This is a genomic window from Streptomyces sp. TLI_146, assembly GCF_002846415.1.
Classification (GTDB): Bacteria; Actinomycetota; Actinomycetes; order Streptomycetales; family Streptomycetaceae; genus Streptomyces.
The window spans coordinates 515,934-538,200 of sequence record NZ_PJMX01000001.1 but is presented as its reverse complement, the minus strand read 5'-3'; the positions used below and the strand labels follow the sequence as shown (position 1 = coordinate 538,200).

The 22,267-nt window shown below is 70.8% G+C and carries 16 protein-coding genes; 10 read left to right on the top strand and 6 right to left on the bottom strand.

Going from position 1 to position 22,267, the window contains the following annotated elements:
• Positions 1 to 75 precede the first annotated feature (75 nt).
• The 3 genes from BX283_RS02515 to BX283_RS02505 all read right to left on the bottom strand — a co-directional run bounded on the left by BX283_RS02515 (position 76) and on the right by BX283_RS02505 (position 3,709).
• Positions 76 to 1,863, bottom strand: a complete 1,788-nt coding sequence (locus BX283_RS02515; protein WP_257584225.1) for a long-chain fatty acid--CoA ligase — start codon at positions 1,861 to 1,863, stop codon at positions 76 to 78.
• Positions 1,864 to 1,868: 5 nt separating this feature from the next.
• The gene (locus BX283_RS02510; RefSeq protein WP_101386021.1) at positions 1,869 to 2,486 is read right to left on the bottom strand and encodes a winged helix-turn-helix domain-containing protein; all 618 of its coding nucleotides are present in this window, start codon (positions 2,484 to 2,486) and stop codon (positions 1,869 to 1,871) included.
• Positions 2,487 to 2,581: 95 nt separating this feature from the next.
• Positions 2,582 to 3,709: a hypothetical protein gene (locus tag BX283_RS02505; protein ID WP_143676356.1), complete on the bottom strand. Its 1,128-nt coding sequence runs from the start codon at positions 3,707 to 3,709 to the stop codon at positions 2,582 to 2,584.
• 402 nt (positions 3,710 to 4,111) lie between these two features.
• On the opposite strand from BX283_RS02505, the gene BX283_RS02500 reads away from it, so the two are divergent.
• The 4 genes from BX283_RS02500 to BX283_RS02485 are packed head-to-tail and all read left to right on the top strand — an operon-like array spanning position 4,112 to position 10,369.
• Positions 4,112 to 5,356, top strand: coding sequence for an MFS transporter (locus BX283_RS02500; protein ID WP_101386019.1), 1,245 nt, complete (start codon positions 4,112 to 4,114; stop codon positions 5,354 to 5,356).
• A gap of 58 nt (positions 5,357 to 5,414) precedes the next feature.
• The gene (locus BX283_RS02495; RefSeq protein WP_101386018.1) at positions 5,415 to 6,587 is read left to right on the top strand and encodes a GNAT family N-acetyltransferase; all 1,173 of its coding nucleotides are present in this window, start codon (positions 5,415 to 5,417) and stop codon (positions 6,585 to 6,587) included.
• Between the two features lie 3 nt (positions 6,588 to 6,590).
• The gene (locus BX283_RS02490; RefSeq protein WP_101386017.1) at positions 6,591 to 7,805 is read left to right on the top strand and encodes an acyl-protein synthase; all 1,215 of its coding nucleotides are present in this window, start codon (positions 6,591 to 6,593) and stop codon (positions 7,803 to 7,805) included.
• Positions 7,802 to 10,369: an acyl-CoA reductase gene (locus BX283_RS02485; RefSeq protein WP_257581768.1), complete on the top strand. Its 2,568-nt coding sequence runs from the start codon at positions 7,802 to 7,804 to the stop codon at positions 10,367 to 10,369. Before BX283_RS02490 ends, BX283_RS02485 begins: the two co-directional genes overlap by 4 nt.
• 56 nt (positions 10,370 to 10,425) lie before the next feature.
• On the opposite strand, the gene BX283_RS02480 is transcribed toward BX283_RS02485, so the two are convergent.
• On the bottom strand, positions 10,426 to 13,338 hold the full coding sequence (locus BX283_RS02480; protein ID WP_101386016.1) for an AAA family ATPase: 2,913 nt from the start codon (positions 13,336 to 13,338) through the stop codon (positions 10,426 to 10,428).
• A gap of 353 nt (positions 13,339 to 13,691) precedes the next feature.
• On the opposite strand from BX283_RS02480, the gene BX283_RS02475 reads away from it, so the two are divergent.
• The 5 genes from BX283_RS02475 (at position 13,692) to BX283_RS02455 (ending at position 17,613) form a co-directional block, all read left to right on the top strand.
• A complete protein-coding gene (locus BX283_RS02475; protein WP_306822772.1) occupies positions 13,692 to 14,396 on the top strand; it encodes a response regulator transcription factor in 705 nt (234 codons plus the stop codon).
• Entirely contained in the window at positions 14,393 to 15,529 is a 1,137-nt protein-coding gene (locus tag BX283_RS02470; protein WP_101386014.1) for a sensor histidine kinase, read from the top strand. Before BX283_RS02475 ends, BX283_RS02470 begins: the two co-directional genes overlap by 4 nt.
• Before the next feature lie 132 nt (positions 15,530 to 15,661).
• On the top strand, positions 15,662 to 16,432 hold the full coding sequence (locus BX283_RS02465) for a hypothetical protein (protein ID WP_306822771.1): 771 nt from the start codon (positions 15,662 to 15,664) through the stop codon (positions 16,430 to 16,432).
• A gap of 143 nt (positions 16,433 to 16,575) precedes the next feature.
• The gene (locus BX283_RS02460) at positions 16,576 to 17,103 is read left to right on the top strand and encodes an asparaginase domain-containing protein (RefSeq protein WP_257581766.1); all 528 of its coding nucleotides are present in this window, start codon (positions 16,576 to 16,578) and stop codon (positions 17,101 to 17,103) included.
• A gap of 165 nt (positions 17,104 to 17,268) precedes the next feature.
• Complete coding sequence (locus BX283_RS02455) at positions 17,269 to 17,613, top strand: hypothetical protein (protein WP_143676355.1); 345 nt, start codon at positions 17,269 to 17,271, stop codon at positions 17,611 to 17,613.
• 161 nt (positions 17,614 to 17,774) lie between these two features.
• Here BX283_RS02455 and BX283_RS02450 read toward each other — a convergent pair whose 3' ends face one another.
• Positions 17,775 to 19,376: an FAD-binding oxidoreductase gene (locus BX283_RS02450; RefSeq protein WP_101386011.1), complete on the bottom strand. Its 1,602-nt coding sequence runs from the start codon at positions 19,374 to 19,376 to the stop codon at positions 17,775 to 17,777.
• Between the two features lie 68 nt (positions 19,377 to 19,444).
• Between BX283_RS02450 and BX283_RS02445 the strand changes: the two genes are divergently transcribed.
• Positions 19,445 to 20,089, top strand: a complete 645-nt coding sequence (locus tag BX283_RS02445) for a TetR/AcrR family transcriptional regulator (protein WP_101386010.1) — start codon at positions 19,445 to 19,447, stop codon at positions 20,087 to 20,089.
• 1,229 nt (positions 20,090 to 21,318) lie between these two features.
• Here the strand turns inward: BX283_RS02445 and BX283_RS02440 are convergent.
• Positions 21,319 to 21,822 carry an ATP-binding protein gene (locus tag BX283_RS02440; protein ID WP_101386009.1) on the bottom strand — a complete coding sequence of 168 codons (504 nt, stop codon included), beginning with the start codon at positions 21,820 to 21,822 and terminating at the stop codon, positions 21,319 to 21,321.
• Positions 21,823 to 22,267: the final 445 nt, after the last annotated feature.

Sequence of the window (22,267 nt, the reverse complement as noted above, 5' to 3'; positions counted from 1 at the left end):
GGCGCGGTGGGCATGAGGAAGGCCCCGGTTCGGCTGCCAGACCGAACCGGGGCCCTTTCCTTGTGCCCTTGGTTTCTACGGGTAGAGGGACTCGTACAGCTCGCGGAAGCGGGCGTGCACGACGGGGCGGGCGACCTTCATGGAGATGGTCAGTTCTCCGTCGGCCATGCTGAGATCGCGGTCGAGGACGTGGAACGCCTTGGCACGGAAGTACTCCTGGAGGGTGCTGTTGGCCGCCTCCACCGCGCGGCCCATCTCCTCCAGCAGGAGCGGTTCGGCGGCCAGGGCGCGCGGATCGGTGGGCAGACCGCGTTCGGCGGCCCACTGGGCGGCGCGCTCCGCGTCCAGCGTGAGCAGCGCGACCAGGTGGGGTCTGGCCTCGCCGTAGAGCACGGCCTGGGAGACGAGGGGGTGGGTGCGCAGCTCCCGCTCCAGGGGGTGGGGGGTGACGGCCATGCCGTTGGAGAGCTGGATGAGTTCCTTCTTGCGGCCGGTCAGGTGCAGATAGCCGTCCGGGTCCAGTTCGCCGAGGTCGCCGGTGTGCAGCCAGCCGTCGCGGACGGTGCCGAACTCGCCCTCGTCGTAGCCCCAGTAGCCGTGGAAGACGTGGTCGCCCTTGATGAGGACTTCGCCGTCGTCGCTGATGGCTATCTCGACACCGGGCAGGGGTTTGCCGACGGTGCCCAGACGGTTGTCTTCGGGAGTGTTGGTGGTCGCGGCGGCCGCGGTCTCGGTCATTCCGTAGCACTCGACCAGGGGAAGTCCGCAGCCGACGAAGAAGGACAGGAGGTCCGCGGAGACCGGTGCTCCTGAGACGGTCGCGCGGCGCAGGTTGGCGCCGAAGCGCTCGCGCACTTCGGCGAACAGGGTGCTGTCGGTGTGCTCGAACCACTCCTGGAGTTCGGCCGGCACCGGTTCGCCCGCGGCCCGCATCCGCCGCACGCGCAGGCCGGTGCGTGCGGCGTCGATGAGTTCGGTGCGCTCGCGGGCGGAGCGGGAGGCGAGGACCGACCGGTAGATCATCTCCAGTGCGAGGGGGACGAGCGGGACGATGGCGGGTGCCGTGGCGCGCAGCTCGGCCGGCATGGTGTCGGGCGAGGCGCCCTGGAAGCTGGTGAAGGTGTATCCCGACCACCAGCTGAGCAGTTGCATGAGGAGCGCGATGGTGTGCGGGCCGGTGACGACGAAGATGGAGCCGTGCGCGGTGTCCGGTGAGCGCCGTGGTGGCGAGGGGTGTGCCCGCAGGACCGCCACATAGTTGCCGTGGGAGAGGGCGCAGCCCTTCTTCGGGCCGGTGGTTCCCGAGGTGTAGATGATGACCAGCAGGTCGTCGGGTGTGACCGCGGCACGGCGTCGGGCGAGTGCGGCGGCGGGCACCGCATGGGTTCCCGCGCCGCGGAGCTCGTCGAGTGTCGTCGGCGGGTCGGTGGAGCCGGGGTCCGCGTCGATGACGATGATGTGGCGCAGTCCCGGCAGCCGGGGCAGAGCGGTGCGTATCTTGCCGAGCTGCTCACCGTCCTCGCAGATCACCGCCTTCGCGTCACAGTCGTTGATGACGTGGACGATCTCTTCGGGGACGGTGGTGGGCAGCAGCGAGACCAGGACCAGGCCGCAGGAGGCGGCGGCCAGGAGGGTGAGGGTCCACTCGGGGCGCAGCCGGCTCTGGATGGCCACCCGGTCGCCGGGGGCGAGGCCCAGGGCCAGCAGCCCGCGGGCGATCTCGTCGGTGGCCTCGTGGGCTTCGGCGAAGGTGAGGTGGCGCGGTGTTCCCTCCGGAGTGCGCCAGCGCAGGGCCGGGGCCTGCGGCCAGCGTTCGGCGCCAAGAGGTGCGAGGTCGGCGAGGGTGGAAGGGGTGCGGGGCATGGTGGTCACTCGCCTCCCGGCGTGCGGCGGTAGGCGGCCTGGGTGTCCGGCTGGGTGTCGAGCATGTAGCCCTTGCCCCACACCGTCTTGATGACCAGGCCGAGCGGAGCGAGGCGTCGGCGCAGCCGCAGGACGCGTACGTCCAGGGCGTTGCGGCGGGGCATCTCGCCCTCGGGCCACATGCGCCGTGTCAGGTCCTCGCGGCTGACGGTGGTGCGGTAGGAGGCGAGCAGCATACGGACCAGCTCCGCTTCGCCCTGCCCGAGCGGCACTGCCTGGTCGGCGAAGTGCAGGATCCCGTGGTGGTCGACGACCGGGTCCCGGGGAGCCGCGCGCATCTGGAGGGCGGCTTGGCGCGCCTGGAGGTCCTGGGGGTCGGCGGGTGTGCGGATCCAGTCTTCCAGCTGGTCGACGCAGTGCGGGGGAGGCGCGGTCGGTGCGACGAGGAGCAGGCGGGGAACGCCCTGGGCCCGGCACTGGTCGAGCTGGTGGGACTGCTCGGGCCAGCGCAGGATGTGGACCGCGGTGGTCGGGGTCCGCGCCGCAGTGCCGGGGAAGGGGCGGCCCGGGGGCGGCAGGCGGTGGGGGCGGGGAGGGCCGGGGAGGGTGAGGGGGAGAGTCACGGTTGCCTTCCTTGGAACGGGGACGCGATCTGCTGGACCGTTAAGGACGGGAGGTGTGCCCGGGAGGCCGGACCGGAGGGGTCGCGGCGCAGGATTCACACAAGCCGCTCGCGGGAGGAGATTCCAGAGGGTGAGGTGTGCCCTCGGTGTGCCTGCGGGGCGATGGCCGTGGCGGGCAGGGCATCGTAGGTGAACGTGTGGCGGATGAGAACGTCCAGCTCAGTGGCGGTGAAGTCGTCGTCCGGCGCGGTGTGTGCCACCGGCTCGAGCAGGGTGCGGGCCGCCTGGCGCGTGATGTGCACGACGGCCGGCAGGGGCGATGCGGCGCGTGCGGGTCCGTGGGGCGGCTGGTCGGCCGGGGCGAGTAGGCGCAGCGCGTTGTCCGGGGCTCCCTGGGTCGCTTGCTGGGCGGCGAGCAGGACCAGCGCCCAGAGCCCCGGCTCGGGGTCACGGGCCAGTACGCCGGCTCTCAGTGCCGCCACGTAGGCCGCCTGCGCGTGTGCCTGGTCGCCGAGTTCGTACGCCAGGAGGCCGGTGAGGCACGCGGCGTGGGCGGCGGCCGTCAGCAGGCGCGCGCCCAACTCCGTTCCGTAGGAAGCGCTGTGGAGCAGCTCGGTGACCATGCGCAGCTCGGCGTCCGCCAGCACGCGGCTGGTTGACGGGGCTTCGGTGCGGCACAGCTCCCTCAGCTGGCGGTGGCGCGCCTCCAGGGCGGTCACGGTGTCCTCGGCCGGTGGCCTGCCCGCGCGTTGCGGTGCCGGGGGCTGTGTACGGGAGGACTCCTGCCAGTGGGTGAGCAGTTGGTCCACGGAGCCCGCGCAGACGGTGAAGTGGGCGTCGTCGGGGGCGGGGGTCCGCACGGAGCGGGTGAGGGCGCGCAAGGAGCGCAGGGCTTCTTCGGCCGTCCAGGGGGCACACAGCGGCACGGACGGCTCGTCGGCGACGTGGAGCCAGTGCGGCCAGCCCAGGCGGAGGACTTCGGCGCGGGGCACACCGTGGAGGCGGGCGATGGTGAACTGCGCGGTCAGTTCCGGGGTGACCTTCCCCGACTCCCAGCGGGCGATCTTCTCCCGGCGGGCGGCCATGGTGCCGAAGCCGAGTTCCGCGTGCTTACGGGCGATGAGCTGGGCGTATGCGGCGTGCGAGAGTCCTTCCTTCCTGCGCAGCGAGGAGAGCGGGTGGGTGATCGGGCTCTTGTGTGTAGGGCACATCGGCAGACGCATCTCGTGGAGGGGGAGGGGACGGGCTGTCCGGCGGGAGGTCCTGGCGCACGGGTGGGCAGCTGGTGTCTTCGAGCCTGGCAGCGCCTGGACGTGGTGTCCCTACGGTCACCACCACAGACATCCGCGGTCCGCGTGGCGGTAGGCCTTCGGTACCGAAGGCCTACCCCTTCGGTGGGAGACGTCGGGTTTTCTGGGGTGCTCACCGTAGGGACGGCGCGTCTTTCCTGCGGCAGGCTTCCCGTGGCGGCCGGTGTCCCGGCTGCGCACCCCGCCGATCGGCGGGGTAACTGCAGCCGGCGCGCGGATGAAATCGACTCATTTCAGGCGGAGAGTGGTGTGTGGAAAGCGCACACGCTCCCTGGGCCAGTCGGCCGGCGAGAACCCCGACGAAAGAGTGCATCCATGACGCGTGAGCTGACTGCTCCCCGTGCTGCCATCACCCGCCCACGCAGGCCGCTGATCGCACGCAACGCCGTTTTCGCCCGTGCCTGGGCCGCGCAACTGCTGAGCCAGAGCGCCACACGCATGTACCAGATGGGCGCCCTGTGGTGGCTCCTGGGGCAGGTCGCCACCGGTGACCGGGGGCTCGCCTCCGGGCTGTTCCTGGTATGTGCGGCGCTCCCACCCGTAGCCTTCGCGCCGCTCGTCGCGCGCACGATAGCGGCCCACCCCAGCCGCACCGTGCTGGGTGTCGCGGTGCTCGGCGGTGCGGTGCTGATGGCGGTGCTCGCGGCCTACGGGGTCCTGGCCGACGTGCCGACCCTGGCCGTGTATCCCGCGATGTTCGGACTGGCCGCCTGCCAGGCGTTGTTCGACCCGTGTCTGACCAAGGCCATACCGGAACTGGTCGAGGACGACGACATCGAGGACGCCACCGCCTTCGAGCAGTCGAGCTACTCATTGGTAGGTATGGCCGGGGCCCTGTTCGGTGCGGTCCTGGTCGACTGGATCGGCCTGACCGGTGTGGTGCTCGTCAGCGCGGCCGCCTACCTGGGCGCGGCCGTCTTCGTGGCCACCGTCCGCCCCCGGCCACAGCCGGTGGACGGCGACGACGGGGTAGAGGCCGGCATCCTCGGCGCCTGGCGCCTGCTGGCCGGCCTTCCCTTCGTCAGGCTCGCACTGATCTGCTTCGCGGCGGCCAACTTCTTCATCACGGCCACCTTCGTGATCCTTCCGCTGTACACGAAGAACGTGCTGCACGCCCCCGCCCTCACGCTGGGGATGCTGGAGGGGGCGCTGTGGCTGGGGCTGCTGATCGGTGTGTTCACCGGCAAGCACCTGCGGGGCCATCCCGCCTTCATCGGAAGTGGGTGCGTGGCACTGTTCGGCCTGGCGGTCGCCGTACCGGCGCTCACCGCCCAGCGCGGTGTGGTGCTGGTCGCCCTGGCGGTGGCGGGCTGGGCCGTGGGCGCGACCAACGTGGTGTTCGTCGCCGCCTTCCAGCGCGCCGTGCCCACTGCCGCCAAGGCCGCGTTCTTCTCGGCGATGCTGGCCCTGCTCGGCGCCGGATTCCCGGTCGCCGCCTTCTTCTTCGGCCTGGCCGGCGACCTGGTCCCGACCCAGGCCCTCTTCCTCGTCCAGACCGCCGGGCTGCTGCCGATCGCCGCCGTCCTGGCGCTGCGCGGCCACTCGGCCCCCATCCCGTAACCGGGCGCCCCGACCTCCACGAGCAGTGCTCGGACACCGCGACACAGAAGGAATCACGATGACCACCACACTGGCCCGACCCGCCGCACACACCAGGGTCCTGGTGGACACCGCCGTCCCCGACGACGTGGCCGCGCTGCGGGACCTGTACCAAGCGGTGTACGGCGACTGCTATCCGCTGCCTCTGGGAACGGACCCGGTCGCCATGGTGACTGCCATGGACGACTCCACCGTGGACTGGCGGGTGGCCCGCGACACGGCGACCGGTGAGCTGGTCGGATCGGCACTGCTGCGCAGCGACATGCCGCTGCGCATCGGCAAGGTCGAGGGAATCGTCGTGCATCCGGACCACGGCGGCGCGGGCATCGCCGGGCTGCTGCTGGAGACGCTGATGGACTCGGCGTTCGGCGCCGACGGGCGTCTGGACTCGGTGTACGCCACCGCGCGGTGCGTCTCGCCCGCCCCGCAGCGACTGCTGCTGCGGCACGGTTTCCACCCCCTGGGTGTGCTCCCCGGCGCGGTCACCCTGCGCGAGGTGGAGACCCTTGCCCTGCTGGTCCGCTACCGGGACGGCATCCCCACCCGCCGCCGGGCGCCGGGAACGGTTCCCAGGGAACTGGCGCCCCTGCTCGAAGCGGCGCGCAGCCACGGTGTCGACTTCGACGACCTCCAGGTGGCGACGGAGCTGGTGGCCGCGCGCACCCGGACGGACACCGACCTCGAGGTGAGTCACGACGCCGGGCTCGTCCTGAAACGTTTCGCACGGGCAGCATCCGGCACGGCACCCGCCCTGCCGCTGCACCGGCCGAACACACTGCTCATGACGCCCGACGGCCGCTTCGAGGCGTACGCCGTCATCGACGCCGTCGCCGGCAACGGTCTGCTCCTGGGCGGCCATCCGTCCCCCGAGGACCCGGAGGAGGCACTCGGCGACATCCTGCGGGAGATGGCCGACCGAGGGGCCGCCTATATCGAGGCGGTACTGCCCCTGCACGACAGGAACCGCATCGAGCAGCACCTCGCCCACGGCTTCACCCCCACCGCTCTCTATCCCGCGATGCGCCTGGAGGACGGGATATGGCACGACTACCTGCTGCTCGGTCACACCACCGCGCGCGTGGACGCGGACGCACTCGACGTTGACGAGCGGTTCTCGCCGTACGTGCAACAGCACAGCCATGTTCGGGCCCCCGCCTGCCCGAATCCTTCCGACACCGTGAAGCGAGGGTGAACCATGACCACCTCCTCGGCTCTGGACGCGCGACCCGCGCATCTGAAGTACTTCGACCCGCTGCCCGTACCGGACGCGACGGCACTCGGGCAGTTGCAGCGGCTCGGTGATCTGCGCGAGCCGTACGCGACAGGCCCAGCCGTCGACGAGTTGTTCGCCGCCGCGGTCAACGAGGTCACCGCCTGGCACGCCGAACGCTCCCCGTTCTACGGCCGGGTGTGGCAGGAGCACCAGCGCCGGGGCGCGACGGCGCTGCGCACCGCGGACGACGCCGTCGGCCTGCCGCTGATCCACGCCAACTTCTTCAAGTCCCACGAGGTGACGTCGATACCACCGGAGGACGTCGCCGCCCATCTGACCTCGTCGGGCACCAGCGGACAGAAGTCGCAGATGTTCTTCGACCGCTGGTCCATCGGCTCGGTGATGCGGATGGCCGCCTTCGTGCTCGACCACTACGGATTCGTCACCCCCGACCAGCCGAACAACTACCTGCTCTACAGCTACGAGCCCACCGACCGGCTCCAGCTCGGCACCGCCTTCACCGACAACTTCCTGTGCGATCTGGCCCCGGTCAACCGCCGTGCCTACGCCCTGCGCGCGGTCGGCGACGAGCATGTCTTCGACGCCTTCGGCTGTGTCGACACCCTGCTGCGCTACGCCGAAGAGGACCTTCCCGTACGGCTGTTGGGGTTCCCCTCCTTCCTGTGGTTCACCCTGGAACGGATGCGGGCCATGGGCGTTCCCCCGCTCACCCTGCGTGCGGACTCCTTCATCTACCTGGGAGGCGGCTGGAAGGGCCACACCGGACGCCAGATCGGCAAGCAGGAGCTGTACGACCGTGTCGAGGAACAGCTCGGCATACCCCACCACCGCGTCCGGGACAGCTACGGGGCGGTGGAGCACGGTGTCACCTACGCCGAATGCGCCCGGCACCGCCTGCACGCCCCGGTGTGGTCGCGTATCTTCGCCCGCGACGTGCGGACCCTGCGTCCCCTGCCGTTCGGGGAGCAGGGGTATCTCCACTGCGTGGCCCCGTTCATGACCTCGGTACCCGTACACAGCGTCGTGATGGGGGACCTGGTGTCGATCCACCGGGGCGAGGAGTGCGGCTGCGGGCTCGCCACACCCTGGTTCGAGATCCATGGCAGGGCCGGGACCAGCACCAACCGCAGCTGCGCCGTTGCCGCGGCCGAGCTGCTCAGCAAGGAAGCGTCATGAACGGGATGAGCCACGTGAACGACATCGCGCACGACCACCTCTGGCAGGGCACCTGGATCGGCGACGCCGAGGCCGACAAGCGCCTCGGGGACCTTTCCGCCCTGGTGGCCGACGAGTTGAGCCGGTCCCTGTCGGCCCGTCAGGTCATCGCGGCCTGCGACCGGTTGAGCACCGTACTGACCACGCCGGACCATCCCACTTACGCCGCCCTGGCCGGCCACCTCGTGGCAGCGGGGCAGGACCGCGCATCGGCCGAGCAGAGTCTGGCGGAGATCGCGGACTTCCTGCGCCGCGACGGTCTGGAGAAGAAGGTCGTGGCAGAGCTCGGCGGCACCGCGCCGCAGAGCCTGGCGCGCGCCGACTTCCGCACGCCCGTCTTCGAGTCCTGGCAGCCCGTGGGCCTGCTGACGCACGTCACGGCGAGCAACGATCCGATCGTGGGGATCTTCAGCGCCGTCGAGGGGCTGCTCGCAGGCAACGTGAACGTCGTCAAGGTGAGCGGCGGCGACTCGCTGTTCACCCACCACCTGCTGCATGCCCTGGGCGCACTCGACCCGGACGGCCGCATACCCGACCGCCTGATCGTCCTGCGGTTCCCCTCCTCGCGCACCGACTGGCTCCGGCGCATTTGCGCACCGGCCGACGCGGTGGCGGCCTGGGGCGGCGAGGCGGCGACGGCCGGAGTGGCCGCGCAGGTACCGGCGGGATGCAGGCTCATCACGTTCGGCCACAAGATCTCCTTCGCGTACGTGACCTCCGAGCTGTGGAGCGACCGGCAGACGCTGGACGGTCTGGCCGACAGCGTCTGCCGACTCGACCAACAGGCCTGCTCCAGCCCGCAGGTCGTTTACTTGGACACCGCCGACCGCGAGGAGCTGTCCGCCTTCGCCCACCGGCTGGGCGAGGCGCTGGACAGGCGTGGGGGCGCGTCGGCCGGTCCCGCCGTGCACGAACAGGCGGAGATCACCACCACGGTGCTCGTCGCCAAGACGGAGGAGCACCTGGGCCTGACCCGCGTCCACGAGAGCCCGACCGGAGCCTGGCGGATCCTCGTCGACCACCGCAGCGCGCTGCGGGCCTCCCCGCTGTACCGCACCGTATGGGTCAAACCGCTGCCCCGTGAGCGGATCGTCGCGACGCTGCGCCCCATGCGCCGCTTCCTGCAGACGGCAGGCCTCGCCGCCACCCGTGGCGACGTTCCGGGCCTGGCCGCCCAGCTGTTCACGGCCGGCGCCCTGCGCGTCACCCCGATCGGCTCGATGCTCGACAGCTACGCCGGTGAACCGCACGACGGCCTCTACCCCCTGCAGCGCTACAGCCGCCGCGTCAGCGTCCGCCTCGACGAACGGTTCACCCACGACACCTGCCTCGACGATCTGCGCCCGCCCGCCGACACCGAGCCCGTACCCCCGCTGTGGCAGCGTCCCGACCCCGCGCGCCCCGTCCTGGGCAAGGCCGAAGTCCAAGCGCTCAACACCTCCGTCTCACCCGAGAAGGCCCAACTCCATCTCGCCAGCGGCGGTAGCAGCGGCACCCCGGCGGTGTCCCTGTACACGTACGCGGACTTCCGCACCCAGACGCGCCGCGCCGGTGAGGGCCTGGTGGCGGCGGGCCTGGACGTGCGCACCGACCGCGTCGCGAACCTGCTGTACTCCGGTGACATGTACGCCAGCTTCCTGTACGGCCACGGCCTGCTGGAGGCGATCGACGCGGTCCAACTGCCCATCTGCGCCGGCAGCGACTACGAACGCGACGCCCGGCTCATCGTGCGCCACCGCGCCAACACCCTGCTCGCGATGCCGTCGTACATCTGGCAGCTGTTCCGGCACGCCGGTGACGTGCTGGCGGAGTACGGCGGGGTAAAGAAGATCTTCTACGGCGGAGAGCACTTCAGCGCCGAGCAGCGCGCCCACCTCAAGGAGCGCTTCGGCATCGAGCTGATCCGTTCGTTCGTGTACGGCGGGACGGACCTGGGCACGATGGGCCACCAGTGCCCGCACGCCGAAGGCAGCGTCCACCACCTGTTCAGCGACCTGTTCACGCTGGAGATCCTCGAAGTCGACTCCGACCGGCCGGTTGCCGAGGGCGGGATCGGCCGTCTGGTGTTCACCCCGCACACCCGCAGCGCACCGGCCATCACCCGCTACGAACAGGGTGACCTGGGCCGGTGGGTCGAGGGCGCGTGCGGGTGCGGCCGCACCACACCCCGCTTCGAGCTGCTCGGCCGCACCGGGGACGTGGTCCGCGCGGGAACGTACTTCATCAACTACCGGCGCATCGCCCGCATCGTGGCGGAGCACCTCGGCTACTGCGGTGAGCTCCAGATGGTCGTGGAGACGGCTCCGAGCCGGGAACGGATCACGGTCCGGATGGAGGAGCACGGCGCGGTGGATCCGACCACGGTCGTCGCGACACTGCTCGCCCACTACCCGGAGCTGCACGAAGCGGTGACCACCGAGAGGCTGCTCGACCTGTCGGTGGAGGCAGTGGGCTCGGGGGCCTTCGAACGCAGCGCGGCGAGCGGGAAGCTGCGCACGGTGGTGGACCGGCGGCTGCCGGCCTGACGCACGGCGGGCACCGCCGAACCGGCGGTGCCCGTGGGGTCAGGGGAGACAGGCTCTCAGCCGGCCCCGGCCGGCTCCGGGTCTCCCAGCGCCTCCGGAGCCTTCGGTGTTTCCGCAGCGGTGCCCGCCAGGAGCAGAACGCCCAGCCCCTGCCGCTTCACCCCGAGCTTGCGATAGGCGCTGGAGAGGTGGAACTCCACGTTGCGGACGGTCACGCACAGGTTCTGGGCGATCTGCCGGTTCGTGGCGCCGCGCGCCGCGGCGAGCGCGATCTGGTGCTCCTGCGGGGTGAGACCGTGGGGAGCGTTGCCACGCCGCCCCTTGCGCCGTCCGCCGCCGATCTGTGCGAGGAGCCGCTCACCGCGCCGCACCAGCGGCTCGGCGCCGCACTCGGAGGCCAGGGCGATCGCCTGGTGCAGGGTTGCACGGGCCTCGTCGCCGGTGCCGTGCGCGGGCGGCAGCGCCGCCAGGTCGAGCAGCGCCGCGGCGTGGTCGAGGCGGCGGGGGGAGGTCGCCAGGCGCGCGACCGCCGCCGTCAGCAGCTCATGCCCCTCGCCGCCGCCCACCGCCATGGCGAGGGCGTGCTGGGCGACGCCGACGACGCCGTCGGTGCCCCAGGCGAGGGCCAGCTCCAGCTCCTGTTCGGCCAACTCACGGGCGCGCTCGCGCTGCCCGAGCCCGAGGTGGGCCAGTACGGCCCTTGAGCGCCACGGCAGCACCGCCGGGTTGCGCATCTGCCACACCTCCGCCCGTCGGCCGCACTCCTCCAGATCGTCCACCGCACCCCGGGCATCCCCTTCGGCCAGGCGCAGACGGCCTCGCGCGTACAGGAGGAAGGTGTGGTCCAGCGTCTCCGGCATGTCGTCGGCCGCGTCCATGTGGCGAGCGAGGAGGTCGCGTGCCTGGTCGAGCCGCCCGAGTGAGACGAGGACGTCGGTGAACCAGACGGCGCAAGTGACGGCGCAGTGGTCGCCGCGCACATCGATGCCGTAGTCCTTGAACGAGGTCAGGGCGGAGGCGAAACGCCGGACGGCCTCGTGCAGGTCGCCCGCGTGCAGGGCCCTGAGCCCGTGGGCCATGGCCATGATGGCGGTGGCCCGGGGCCATCGGCTGCCCTCGGCGATCCGGTCGGCGACGGCGTACACCTCGTCGATGGCGGCCGAGGCGTCGGTGCGGGCCAGGGCGAACAGCGTGTAGTAGGACGGCGGCCGGAAGAAGTTCTGGTCGGCGCTGCGGATCGCCTCACGGGCACAGCGCACCACCTTCTCGCGCTGCTCCCCGCGCCAGGCCGTCATGGTGGCGAGCATTCCTTGCTGGGCGCGGCGCAGCGCCAGGTCACCGAGGGCCGGGCGGCCCATGCGCTCCACGCGGCGCAGGGCAGTGGGCACGGTGGACATTCGCAGGAACTGCGGCATCATGGCCGCCGCCTCCAGTCGCCAGGCGAGGTCGGGATCCTGGTCGCCGAGTTCGGCGAGAACGGTGTCGGCGATCTCTGACGCTTCCTCGTGGGCCGCCAGCATGCACAGCGCGGGCACTAGCTTGAGCGCCGCCTGCGCCGCCTGGCGGGCGTCCGCGGCTGCCGCGAGCGCCGCGCGCAGATGGCCGATGCCCTCGTGGGGCGCGTACGACAGCTCGGCGCTGCCCAGCTCGCACAGCACGGCGCTGCGCTCGACCGGCGACGACGGCAGCTTGAGGGCGTGGCGCAGATAGGTGGCCGCGACGTCCGGGGCACCGCGGCCCGCCGCGAGCCTGGCCGCGCGGCGCAGTTCCTCGCACGCCCAGGGCGCGGCGGAGGACCCCGAGCGCAGGAGATGGGCGGCTACCTGCTCGGAGGGCGCGTGCGCGGCGCGCAGCAGCTGCGCTGCCCGCCCGTGCGCGGTAAGGCGCGCACCGACCGGGATGCTGTCCAGGACGGCGTTGCGGACGAAGGTGTGGGTGAAACCGAGCGGGTGGGAGTTGGGCACCACGGCCATCGCCACCAGGGTGTCCAGGGCGCGTGCGGCCTGGGCCGGTGCCAGGTCCGCGAGGTCGGCGGCGATGTCGAACTCGGCGCCGTCGCCAAGCACGGCCACGGCGTGGGCCAGGGCCTCGGTGTCGGGGCGGGCACGGAAGCGTGCGCGCAGACGTGCCGCCACGGCCGGCGAGCCGAGCAGGCGCACCTCGTCGGCGTCGAGGTCGTCCAGGGGAGTCTCCGGCCCCAGTACACGCAGCAGTTCCGTCAGCAGGAAGGGGTTACCGCGGGTCACCTCGGTGCAGGCCGCGACCACGTCCGCGCTCGCATCCCCCACCGACCGGTGGACGACCTCGGCCACGGCCTCACCGCTGATGGGGGCGAGCCGCAGTTCGCGCGCCTGGTCGGTGAGAGCGAGAAGAGGTTCCTCCGCGTAGGGCTGCTCGCCGTCCGTGGTGGAGATGAGCACGGTGACGGGGCGGTCGTGGAGCCGATGGGCCGCGTAGGCGAGGAAGCGCATCGAGGGGGCGTCGGCGGCGTGGGCGTCGTCGACGACGAGGAGCAGCGGCGCGCGCTCGGAGAGCGTGACAATCAGCTTGTACAGCGCGTGATGCGTCGCGTACGTACTGGTGCGGCGGGTGTCGAAGCCCGCATCGTCCACCACCAGCCTCGCCGGTCGTCCGGCCAGGTCCAGCAGCGCCTCGCGGGAAGCCTCGTCGATCTTGGCGAGCAGATCGCCGAACAGTCGGCGGACCACTCCGAAGGAGAAGTCCCGCTCCAGCGGAGCGCCGCACGCGCTGCCGACGAGGATGGGTGTGGCGAAGTCCGTGCCGGTGAGGGCCTGGATCAGCGAGGTCTTGCCGATGCCCGACTCGCCGACGAGGTGGATCAGCGACGGGTGGCCGGCGGCGGAGGTGCGGACGGTCTCGCGCAGTGCGCGCAGCTCCTGCGCGCGTCCTGCCAGGAGGGATGCCTCATGCCGGTGCTCGGTCGCCGGACAGCGGCCTGTGTGCGACATACGAGAGATGCCTTTCCTCGCCGTCCCGTCGGTGCGCCGGGTGGGGCGCCGATCGGGTGGTGGGGCCTCGCCGGCGGTCTCCGCCTGCCCTGGGGGGAGGCGTTTGCCGGGAGGATGCCAGGCAGGGTGTGCCCGAGGAGTGGTGGGCGGAGAGTGCCTGGGGTGGTGGGCCGCTGGTCAGTGCGCCTTACGGGGTGCGTACGGCGCGCAGGTGGGGCCACAGAACAACCATGGCCCGCGCGGGGCCGCCGACGGATCCCCCTGGTGTCGGCCTCGGCCCCCGCCACCCGGCGGGGTCAGGGCTTCCCCGTTCCGCGCGGCGCGGTGGACATAAGGGACCTAGAGTCGGACGCGTGGGATCGGAACGGGAAGATCGGGCGATCCGCGTGGTCGTCGTCGACGACGAGCAGCTGGTCCGCTCGGGCCTGCGGATGATCTTGGGTGCAGCGCCTGACATCGAGGTGGTCGCGGACTGCGCCGGAGGCCAGGCGGTGGACACCGTCCTCGCGCAGCGGCCCGACGTGGTGATGCTGGACATCCGGATGCCGGACGTGGACGGGCTGACCGTACTGAGCCAGCTCACCGCCGCCCTGGGGGAGCGGCTGCCCGCCGTCACCATGCTGACCACGTTCGACACGGACGAGTACCTCGCCACCGCGCTGCGTGCGGGGGCGTCGGGCTTCCTGCTGAAGGACACCGAGCCGGAACAGCTCGCCCAGGCCGTCCGTGTACTGGCCGCCGGGGGAAGCACCCTCGACCCCGGCGTGGCCCGCACGGTGATCGGTGGATACGTGGACGGGGCCGGTGGCTCCGAGCAGGCGAAGCGGGCGGTGGAAGGACTCACCGACCGGGAGCGGGAGGTGCTCGTACTGCTCGGGCAGGGGCTCTCCAACGCGGAGATCGCGGCCGGGCTGCACCTCGCGCACGGAACCGTCAAGGACCACGTGAGCGCGCTGCTCGGGAAGCTGGGCGGACTCAACCGCGTACAAGCGGCCGTCATCGCGGAGCGGGCCGGGCTGGTGGCGGGCCGTGCGGACGAGCCCCGGCATCAGCTATGACGCTCACCGCTGCTCAGCGGCGTCTGCTGTACCTCCTCGGGCCGGTGGTCCTGGGGGTTGGCGACACCTTCATCGGGGCCCCCGGCCTCAACTCTCTGGAGCGGACGCTCTCGGTGTTGGCCGGGGTGGTGCTGATCGCCCGGCTGCGCATGCCGGTCGTCACGTTGCTCCTCACCCTCCCGGGCCAGTTCATGGGGAGTGCCTGGCTTGCGGGGCTGATCGCCCTGTACACCGTCAGCCGCCTCAAGCCGAGCCGCCTGCTGCTGACGGCCTGTGCTCTGCTCACGATGGCTGTGATGTTCCTGCCGTATCCCATGGAGGCGGCGGAGTTGCACGACAGGGCAACGGACTGGGCCTGGGTGGAGAGCTCCCTGGCCGCTCCCATCGCCGCGGTCGCCCTCGGGCGGGCGGTCGCGCTGCGCGGTGAGCTCGCGGTGCGACTCAGGGAGCTCACCGAGGGGCGCAGCCGGGAGGACCGCCTCCTGGCGGAGCAGGTGCTTGCCACCGAGCGCACGCAGCTGGCCCGCGAGATGCACGACGTCGTGGCCCATCAGGTGAGCCTGATCAGCCTGCAGGCCGGAGCGTTGCGTATGAGCAGCGTGGATCCGGTGGCGCGAGAGACCGCAGACACGATTCGTACGCTCGCCGTCAGAACCCTGGACGAACTGCGCCACATGGTAGGTGTGCTGAGAGCCGGGGGAGCGGGTTCGGTGGAGCGTCGGCCGCAGCCCCGCCTCTCGGACCTTCCCCGGCTCATCGCCGAGAGCGCTCTGGAGGTGGACGCGGACATCTGTGACCAGGCGTGCGCATCGTGTCCGGAGGGCGTGGAGAGAGCAGCCTTCCGAATCGTGCAGGAGGCGTTGACCAACGTCCGCAAACACGCCCCTGGCTCCAAAGTCCGCGTCTCTCTGCGCTGCGAGGGCAATGAGTTGCGGGTGGAGATTCGCAATGCCGCACCTGCGCCAGGCGCCGCGCCCCTGGATCTGCCGAGCGGTGGCCACGGCCTGATCGGCCTGAGCGAGCGTGTCCATCTGCTGGGGGGTTTCTTGAGCGCGGGGCCGGATGGCGCCGGTGGCTTCGTGGTGAGGGCCACTCTCCCGGTCGGTTCGGGGTTGGCGGGGGGCACCGTGTAACCCTGGGTGTCCCACTCGCGCTCAGCCATGTCGGCCTCCTCGAGGTCGCTCGCCCGTCCAGGTGGTTTGACCTCGGGCCATGCATGCCGGGGTCGCAGTCGAGCAGGACAACTGCTTATGGAGCTCTGGCTGTTGAACCATCTGTCCACCCTGGCCCTGACCCTGATCATGGTCGGCACCGTCGTCGTTCTGGCCTTGGCGGGCAGTGTGCTGACGTACCGGTGGCACCCCGCGCTCGCCGGGGGGGAGCACAACGACATGATCGGCGCGGGACTGGGCATGTTCGCCGCGATCTACGGGATCATCCTCGCCTTTGTCGTCGTCACGCTGTGGACCGGGGCCGACCAGGCCGAGACGGTCGTCGCCAGCGAGTCCACCTCCCTGGCGCAGATGGTCCGGGACTCCCAGGCCTTCCCGCCCGCACAGCGCGCGCGTATGGAGCACGCCGTCGGGGCCTACGTCCACGCCGTGGCGGACGTGCAGTGGCCGCTCATGCGCAAGGGCAGCCCCAAGTACGGTGCCACGGAGCCGGCCATACGGGAGATGTTCGCCACGCTCAACTCGTTCGAGCCGGATACGGAGCGGGAGAAGGCCTTCTACGGCGAGACCATCAGGGACATCAACAAGGTCGTCGCGGAGCGCCGTGCCCGGATCACCAAAGCCCAGCAGTCCCTGCCGGAACTGTTCAAGGTATTGGCGTACGGAGGCGCATTCGTGATCATCCCGCTCACGTTCCTGTACGGCAACAAGAGCACGCGGGTGCGGCTGTTGTTCGTCGGCTCGGTCGCCGCACTGGTGAGCTTCAGCCTGCTGCTCGTCCTCGTCCTCGACCACCCCTTCGCCGGGGACATCAGTGTGTCGCCGGACGCGTTCAAAGAAGGCGCCCTGGCGCAGTTCTGGTGACCGGACGCGGGTATGGGGCCGGAGGTTGGTACGGGGTGGAGGGGCGGGCGTTGAGTCGCGTACCCGTATGGCGTCGGCCCGATAGCCTGCGTGCACCACTCGTGGGACAGAGCTGGGCCAAATCCGGACAGAAGAGCCGAGAGATGACGGTATCGGTCAGGAATGTGGCAGCCTTCTTCCTCGATCTCTACCACGACCACCCTCAGCCAATGATCGTCACGGGTGCGATGCGCAACCCGACCCTGCCCGGTGCTGATGGCCCGGCCAATATTCACTCCGCCGTCCTGGCCGCGGCCGATCCCGCTCCGCACGGCGCGGGCTGCCTCGTCGTACTCGGCGACGACGGCGTTCTCCTGGACGTGTGGGTGGGGCACTGCGACGGGCTGCTGGTCGCGGCCTTCGGTGCCGGCCACGTTCCCGAACGCCTCGTCGAGCCGCTCACCCAGCTCGCGTCCCGCATCCCCGTGGTTCTCGCCTCCCGCATCGGCAACGGGCCTCTCCTGTCCCGCACATACAGTTTCCCCGGCTCCGAGAAGGACCTCCTGGGCCGAGGCCTCATCGGTGCGGGGGGCTTCGGCCCGTACCAGGCACGGCTCCTGCTCCACGCGCTGCTGGCCCAGGGCGCCGACACGGCGGCGGTGCGCGCGACCTTTGAGGCGTACGCGTGCTGAACTCGGTTCTCCAGTGGACGACTTCATCCGCGTACGGGGAATTGTGAAAGGTATGCGAAAGGAAATCGCATTCGTGCAAGGGGTGCTGTTAGCGTCCGGGCATCCGGCCCGTACCTGACGGGGTTCGGCTCGTCCGACTGGGCACCCATGTGAAAGGGAAGTGCGATGCGAAATTCCGGGAAGATAGCCAAGATTTCCGTTGTGGCCGTGGGGATGGTGGGCGCACTGGCCGTGTGCGGCCCGACGGCGCAGGCGGCTCCGACAGTGCACGCTGCGCAGCTCAGTCGTGTGGCCGACTCGGCGTGGTCCGCGACCGTGGGCTTCAGCGGGAAGATCTCCGCTGTCAATAGCGATTCCCTCGTGCTGGCCACCGACAATGGAGACGTCACCTTCGACCTCACGCAGAAGCCCTATCGGTCCGGCTCCCTGCAGTCTGGCCGCCATGCCTATGTGGCGGCTTACGCCCAGAATGGCACCTGGGTGGCGACTGCCGTATTCACCTACCCGTAAACCGAGTCTCTCTTTCCGCGGGATGAACTCCCGCGGAAAGAGACACCCGGCCCGCCCCTGCTGTTGATCCGGGACGCCGGCGTGATGACGAGTGCGACCGCGCAGCGCGGGGGCGACCCCGTGCATGCTGAGCCCAGGTCCCGTCCAACGCGTGGTGTCGGTCAGTCGATCAAGACGCCCGGGTTGAGGATGTGGTGCGGGTCCAGGGCGTTCTTCGCGGCGCGCAGGGCCAGTGCGAAGGGCTCGGGGCGTTGGAGGTCGTAGCCGGGGCGGTGGTCGCGGCCGACGGCGTGGTGGTGGGTGACGGAGGCGCGGTGGCGGTGCAGGACGTCGGTGGCGGCGGCCTTGATCTCGTCCCAGATCTCGACTTCCGCACCGGGGCGGCCGGCGACCGCGACGGTGAAGTAGGGGGCGGCGCCGTCCGGGTAGACGTGGGTCAGGCGGCAGTTGATGGTGGCGGGGCGTCCGGTGGCCTTCAGGGCGGCGGCCGCGACCTCGGTACGTACGGCGTCGATCAGCGCGGGAATCCTGTCCCAGGTGGCCGCGGTCTCGAAGGTCTCGACGACGGCGCCCATGCGGGCGAGGCCGTCGCGCAGGTAGGGCATGCGCAGGAACGCCGAGCGCCAGGCGCTGACGGCCGGGTCGGCGGGGGCTTCACGGTCCGTGGACGGCTGGGCGTGGCCGCCCTGGCCGCGGGCGATGTCGAGGGCGTCCGCGAGGCGGTCCTCGACCGCGGTGGTGGCGGATTCGAAGCCGAGGACCAGGACGCTGGAGCCGTCGTGGGAGGCGCCGGACAGCAGAGCCTCGCCGGGGTCGAGCAGGCGGCAGTTGGCCGGGGCGAGGCCGGACTGGGCGATGGCGCGCACGGCGTCCAGGGCCTGGTGGAAGTGGGTGAACGTCACGGAGGTGGAGGCCTTGTGGCGGGGACGTTCCTGTAGGCGCATCCAGGCCTCGGTGATGACACCGAGTGTGCCCTCGGAGCCGAGGAAGAGCCGGTCGGGCGACGGGCCAGCGCCGGATGCGGGCAGCCGCCAGGAAGTGCTGACCCCGGAGGGTGTGACCACGCGCAGGGACTGGACGAAGTCGTCGATGTGGGTGTGGACGGTGGCGTAGTGGCCACCGGCGCGGGTGGCGAGCCAGCCGCCGAGGGTGGAGAACTCGAAGCTCTGCGGGAAGTGACGCAAGGTCAGGCCGTGCGGCCGCAACTGGTCCTCCAGCAGCGGGCCGAGGGCACCGGCCTGGATGCGGGCCGAGTGGCCGGCGCGGTCGATTTCCAGGACGCGGTCCATCGAGGTGAGGTCGAGCGAGAGGACGGCGCGGTGGGTGTCGCCGCGGTACTCGACGCCGCCGACCACCGAGGAGCCGCCGCCGAAGGGGATGACGGCCACACCGTGGTCACCGGCCCAGTCCAGCAGGTCGGCCACCTCGTGGTCGGTGGTCGGGTGGGCGACGAGGTCGGGTATGCGCCCGGGTTGGCCGCGCAGGGCGCGGATGACGTCGCGGTAGGCCTTGCCCATGGCGTGGGCTGCGCGTGCCCGCGGGTCGCTGGTGACCAGGTGCGCCAGGGCAGGTGGGGGAGTGGCGGCGGGGCGGCCGATGGAGAGGTCGGCGACGCGGGGTATGGGCAGCGGTCGGGCCAGGGTGCCCGGCAACAGGGCGCCGAGCGCGGCGCATTGGGCATCGTCGGGGTGGGCGTCGGCGTAGCCCCACCCCCACCAGGAGCGGCTGCGGGAGGTGCGGGGGTGGGTCGCGGCAGCAGGCATGGATGCGCTCCAGCGGGTTCCGAGGAATTGACCCTTCGGTAAATTACCCTAGGGTAAGATCTGGTCCCATGACAACGCTCTCCTCCAGGGCTGGCACCAAGGGCGTACCGAGGGCCGAGCGCGAACGGCAGGTCCTGGCCGCGGCCACCGAGGAGTTCGGCCGCCACGGCTACGAAGCCACCACGGTGGCCGCCATCGCCACCCGCGTCGGCGTCACCAAGCCGCTCCTGCACCAGTACTTCGGCGGCAAGCAGGACCTCTACCTCGCCTGCCTCGACCCCGTCGGCGACCGTCTGCTCGGTGCCATCGAGAAGGCGATGGCACGCCATGCCGCCGGCGCGCCGCCCACGCCCCTGCGCGTGCTGGAAGCCCTGTTCACTGCCCTGGACGGCCAGCGCGAGGCATGGTTCGTCCTCTACGACCCGTCACTGCCGCCCGGTAGCGACGCCGCCCACCGCGCGGCCACCTATCGTGCCGCGATCGACGACCTTGCCGCCCTCGGCACCGCCGACCTCCTGCACACCGCCGGAGCCGGTGACCCGCTCGACGCGGACGCCCTCAAATACGCCTGGCGCGGCCTGTGTACCGCACTGGTCCGCTGGTGGATCAACCACCCCGACGAGTCGCCCGACGCGATGACCCGGCGCTGCGCGCGGCTGCTGGGCGCTGTCCGTAGCGTCCTCGCCGACGGTGACACCGACACGGGCGTGTGAGTCCGAGCAGCGCTGCGGCGACTCTCTGCGCCCTGCGGGCGGGACGCTGTCGGTTGCTCACCGCAGGCAGAGTGGCCACACCCTGTGCCGTGACCCGTGACCTGTGACCTGTGACCCGTGACCCGTGACCCGTGACCCGTGACGCGTTGAGTGCGGAGTGTGTCCTGCCTATCATGAGAAGAGCGGGCAAAGGCTGAAAAGTTCCTTCCTATGCAGGAGGCCGCACCGCAGGGGGGGGCAGCGTTCACGACAGGCCGTGGTGCGACCGCCGGAACACCGGGCGTGCCCATTCCTCCAGCAGGGGGCCTTCATGAACGTGCAGAAGATCCGGCATCCGCTGGCACTGCTGCGGGAGCAGAAGGGCATGACCCATGGGGCGTACGCCATGCTCGTCGCCCAGACACACGCGGAACTCGGCTTCGGAACCATGGCTGCCCGCCGGGAGAAGGTCGCACGCTGGGAGTCAGGGCGGATCACCCCCGAGACCAGCGCGCAGTTGGCCATGGCTCACCTGCACGGGGTGCCCCGCACCGAAGTGGAGCGGCTCGGCTGGCCGGACTGGCTCTACACCGCCACCGGCCACTCCGAGGTGCTGAGCGCGCCGTGGACCTACGGCTCCGCCGTCGAAGCCATGAACCGCATCGCGCACGCCTCTCCCAGAGCAACGGAACACCGTTACGGGGCCCTGTCCTGCACGGACGGCATCGCGGACCTGTGTGCCGCGTGGCTCGACGGTGCCGCGGGAGCCGAGTGGCTTCCGGCGGAACGCGGCCAGCGTATCTCCGGCGCAACGGTAGCTGTGCTGGAAGACCGCCAGAAACAACTGCACCACCTCTACGCGCCGGGGCAACGGAAAGTAGGCCCAGGAGCCGAGTGTGTCGGGCCATCGCCGCCGCTACCGCCGCAGCCGGCCAGAAGGAGAGCGATCACCATCACCGCTGAACCAAGTCCCGACGTGCGGGCTACCGATCGCATACGCAACTCCTCGTCACCCACCGCACCTTTCCTTGGTACCGCCACCACCATGGCCGGTACGGGTGGGTGCGTGGACGACCCGTGCAGCCGAAGGGCACGGAGGGCACCCGAATGGTCGGGGGACCGGCGGGGGAGAGCGAGGCGTGAGGCACCGCCGAGGGCTGTCGCCTGGCCGCGACCGCGGTGGTTCCTGTGGCATCGGGCACCCCGGCCGCTGCGCGAGGACGGCGCGTCGGGTTCACGGGAGGGCCCTCTCACGCCGCCGCGAGTGCCGTGGACACCGGGCCACACGGCTCCCGGTGCTGCGACGAAGCCCCCGAAGAGGGCATGATCTCCAGGCTGGCCCACATGATGTGATGGCCCTGCGCCTGGGTGGATCCCCAGCTGCTGGCCAGCGCGTCGACAATGCACAGCCCTCGTCCTGAGGTGGAGTCGGTTGCCTCGACGGTCGCCCCGGCGTCACGATCGCAGCCCGATCCGTGATCGCCGACGAGCACATGAAGCGCTTCCGCACCGTCGCTCTGGGTGACGTGCCGCAGACAGAACCAGACCGGCCCGGCGCCATGGCGGACAGCATTGGTCACCAGTTCGGAAACGATCAGGAGGCTGTCCTCCTCAAGGGCATCACGTCGTGCGCCGCCGAGGAACGCATGCACATATCCGCGGGCCGCACCGGCGGAGCCGGGATCGAGGGGAAGGCAATAGATCGGCGAGGACCTCAGGATGTGCCGGCAGACAGGGCGAATGGCCGAGCGCATGGGTCCGTCTCCTTTTCCGGGAAGACATCTGTCGCGATCGGAGCGGCAGCCTTGGCTGCTGCCGACGGTGTCCGCCCTGCTCCTGTCGTGGCGGCCCACCGCTGGGCACACCCCCCGCCCGCAGGAACGGGCCAGGTCCCGACATGCCGGAATCACCGTTGGAGATTCCCGCCGCCGCTCAAAAGGAGAACAGAGGCGGCTGGAATTCCGGAAATCGGCAAAAGGGTGAGGGTATGCGTCATCTCCAGGGGTTTCAGGAAGGGGATAAGGTAACCCGCCGGTTTCGCTGGTAGGCGGAAATGCATTGCTGCTGAATATCCCGCATCCTGCTAGGCGTCGCTGAATTCTTCGCGTATCACCATCAAAACCCACACCGCGGCGCACTCCAAGAGATTCAGGTGTGCCTCGGGTATGCCTCGGACGCCTCCCAGCCCCCGGACCACCG

Coding starts and splice junctions, on each gene's coding strand:
- BX283_RS02455 (WP_143676355.1), top strand. CDS start 17,269: ATGCGAAATTCCGGGAAGATAGCCAAGATTTCCGTTGTGGCCGTGGGG.
- BX283_RS02460 (WP_257581766.1), top strand. CDS start 16,576: ATGACGGTATCGGTCAGGAATGTGGCAGCCTTCTTCCTCGATCTCTAC.
- BX283_RS02470 (WP_101386014.1), top strand. CDS start 14,393: ATGACGCTCACCGCTGCTCAGCGGCGTCTGCTGTACCTCCTCGGGCCG.
- BX283_RS02500 (WP_101386019.1), top strand. CDS start 4,112: ATGACGCGTGAGCTGACTGCTCCCCGTGCTGCCATCACCCGCCCACGC.
- BX283_RS02450 (WP_101386011.1), bottom strand. CDS start 19,376: ATGCCTGCTGCCGCGACCCACCCCCGCACCTCCCGCAGCCGCTCCTGG.
- BX283_RS02480 (WP_101386016.1), bottom strand. CDS start 13,338: ATGTCGCACACAGGCCGCTGTCCGGCGACCGAGCACCGGCATGAGGCA.
- BX283_RS02515 (WP_257584225.1), bottom strand. CDS start 1,863: ATGCCCCGCACCCCTTCCACCCTCGCCGACCTCGCACCTCTTGGCGCC.
- BX283_RS02440 (WP_101386009.1), bottom strand. CDS start 21,822: ATGCGCTCGGCCATTCGCCCTGTCTGCCGGCACATCCTGAGGTCCTCG.
- BX283_RS02495 (WP_101386018.1), top strand. CDS start 5,415: ATGACCACCACACTGGCCCGACCCGCCGCACACACCAGGGTCCTGGTG.
- BX283_RS02445 (WP_101386010.1), top strand. CDS start 19,445: ATGACAACGCTCTCCTCCAGGGCTGGCACCAAGGGCGTACCGAGGGCC.
- BX283_RS02505 (WP_143676356.1), bottom strand. CDS start 3,709: ATGCGTCTGCCGATGTGCCCTACACACAAGAGCCCGATCACCCACCCG.
- BX283_RS02485 (WP_257581768.1), top strand. CDS start 7,802: ATGAACGGGATGAGCCACGTGAACGACATCGCGCACGACCACCTCTGG.
- BX283_RS02490 (WP_101386017.1), top strand. CDS start 6,591: ATGACCACCTCCTCGGCTCTGGACGCGCGACCCGCGCATCTGAAGTAC.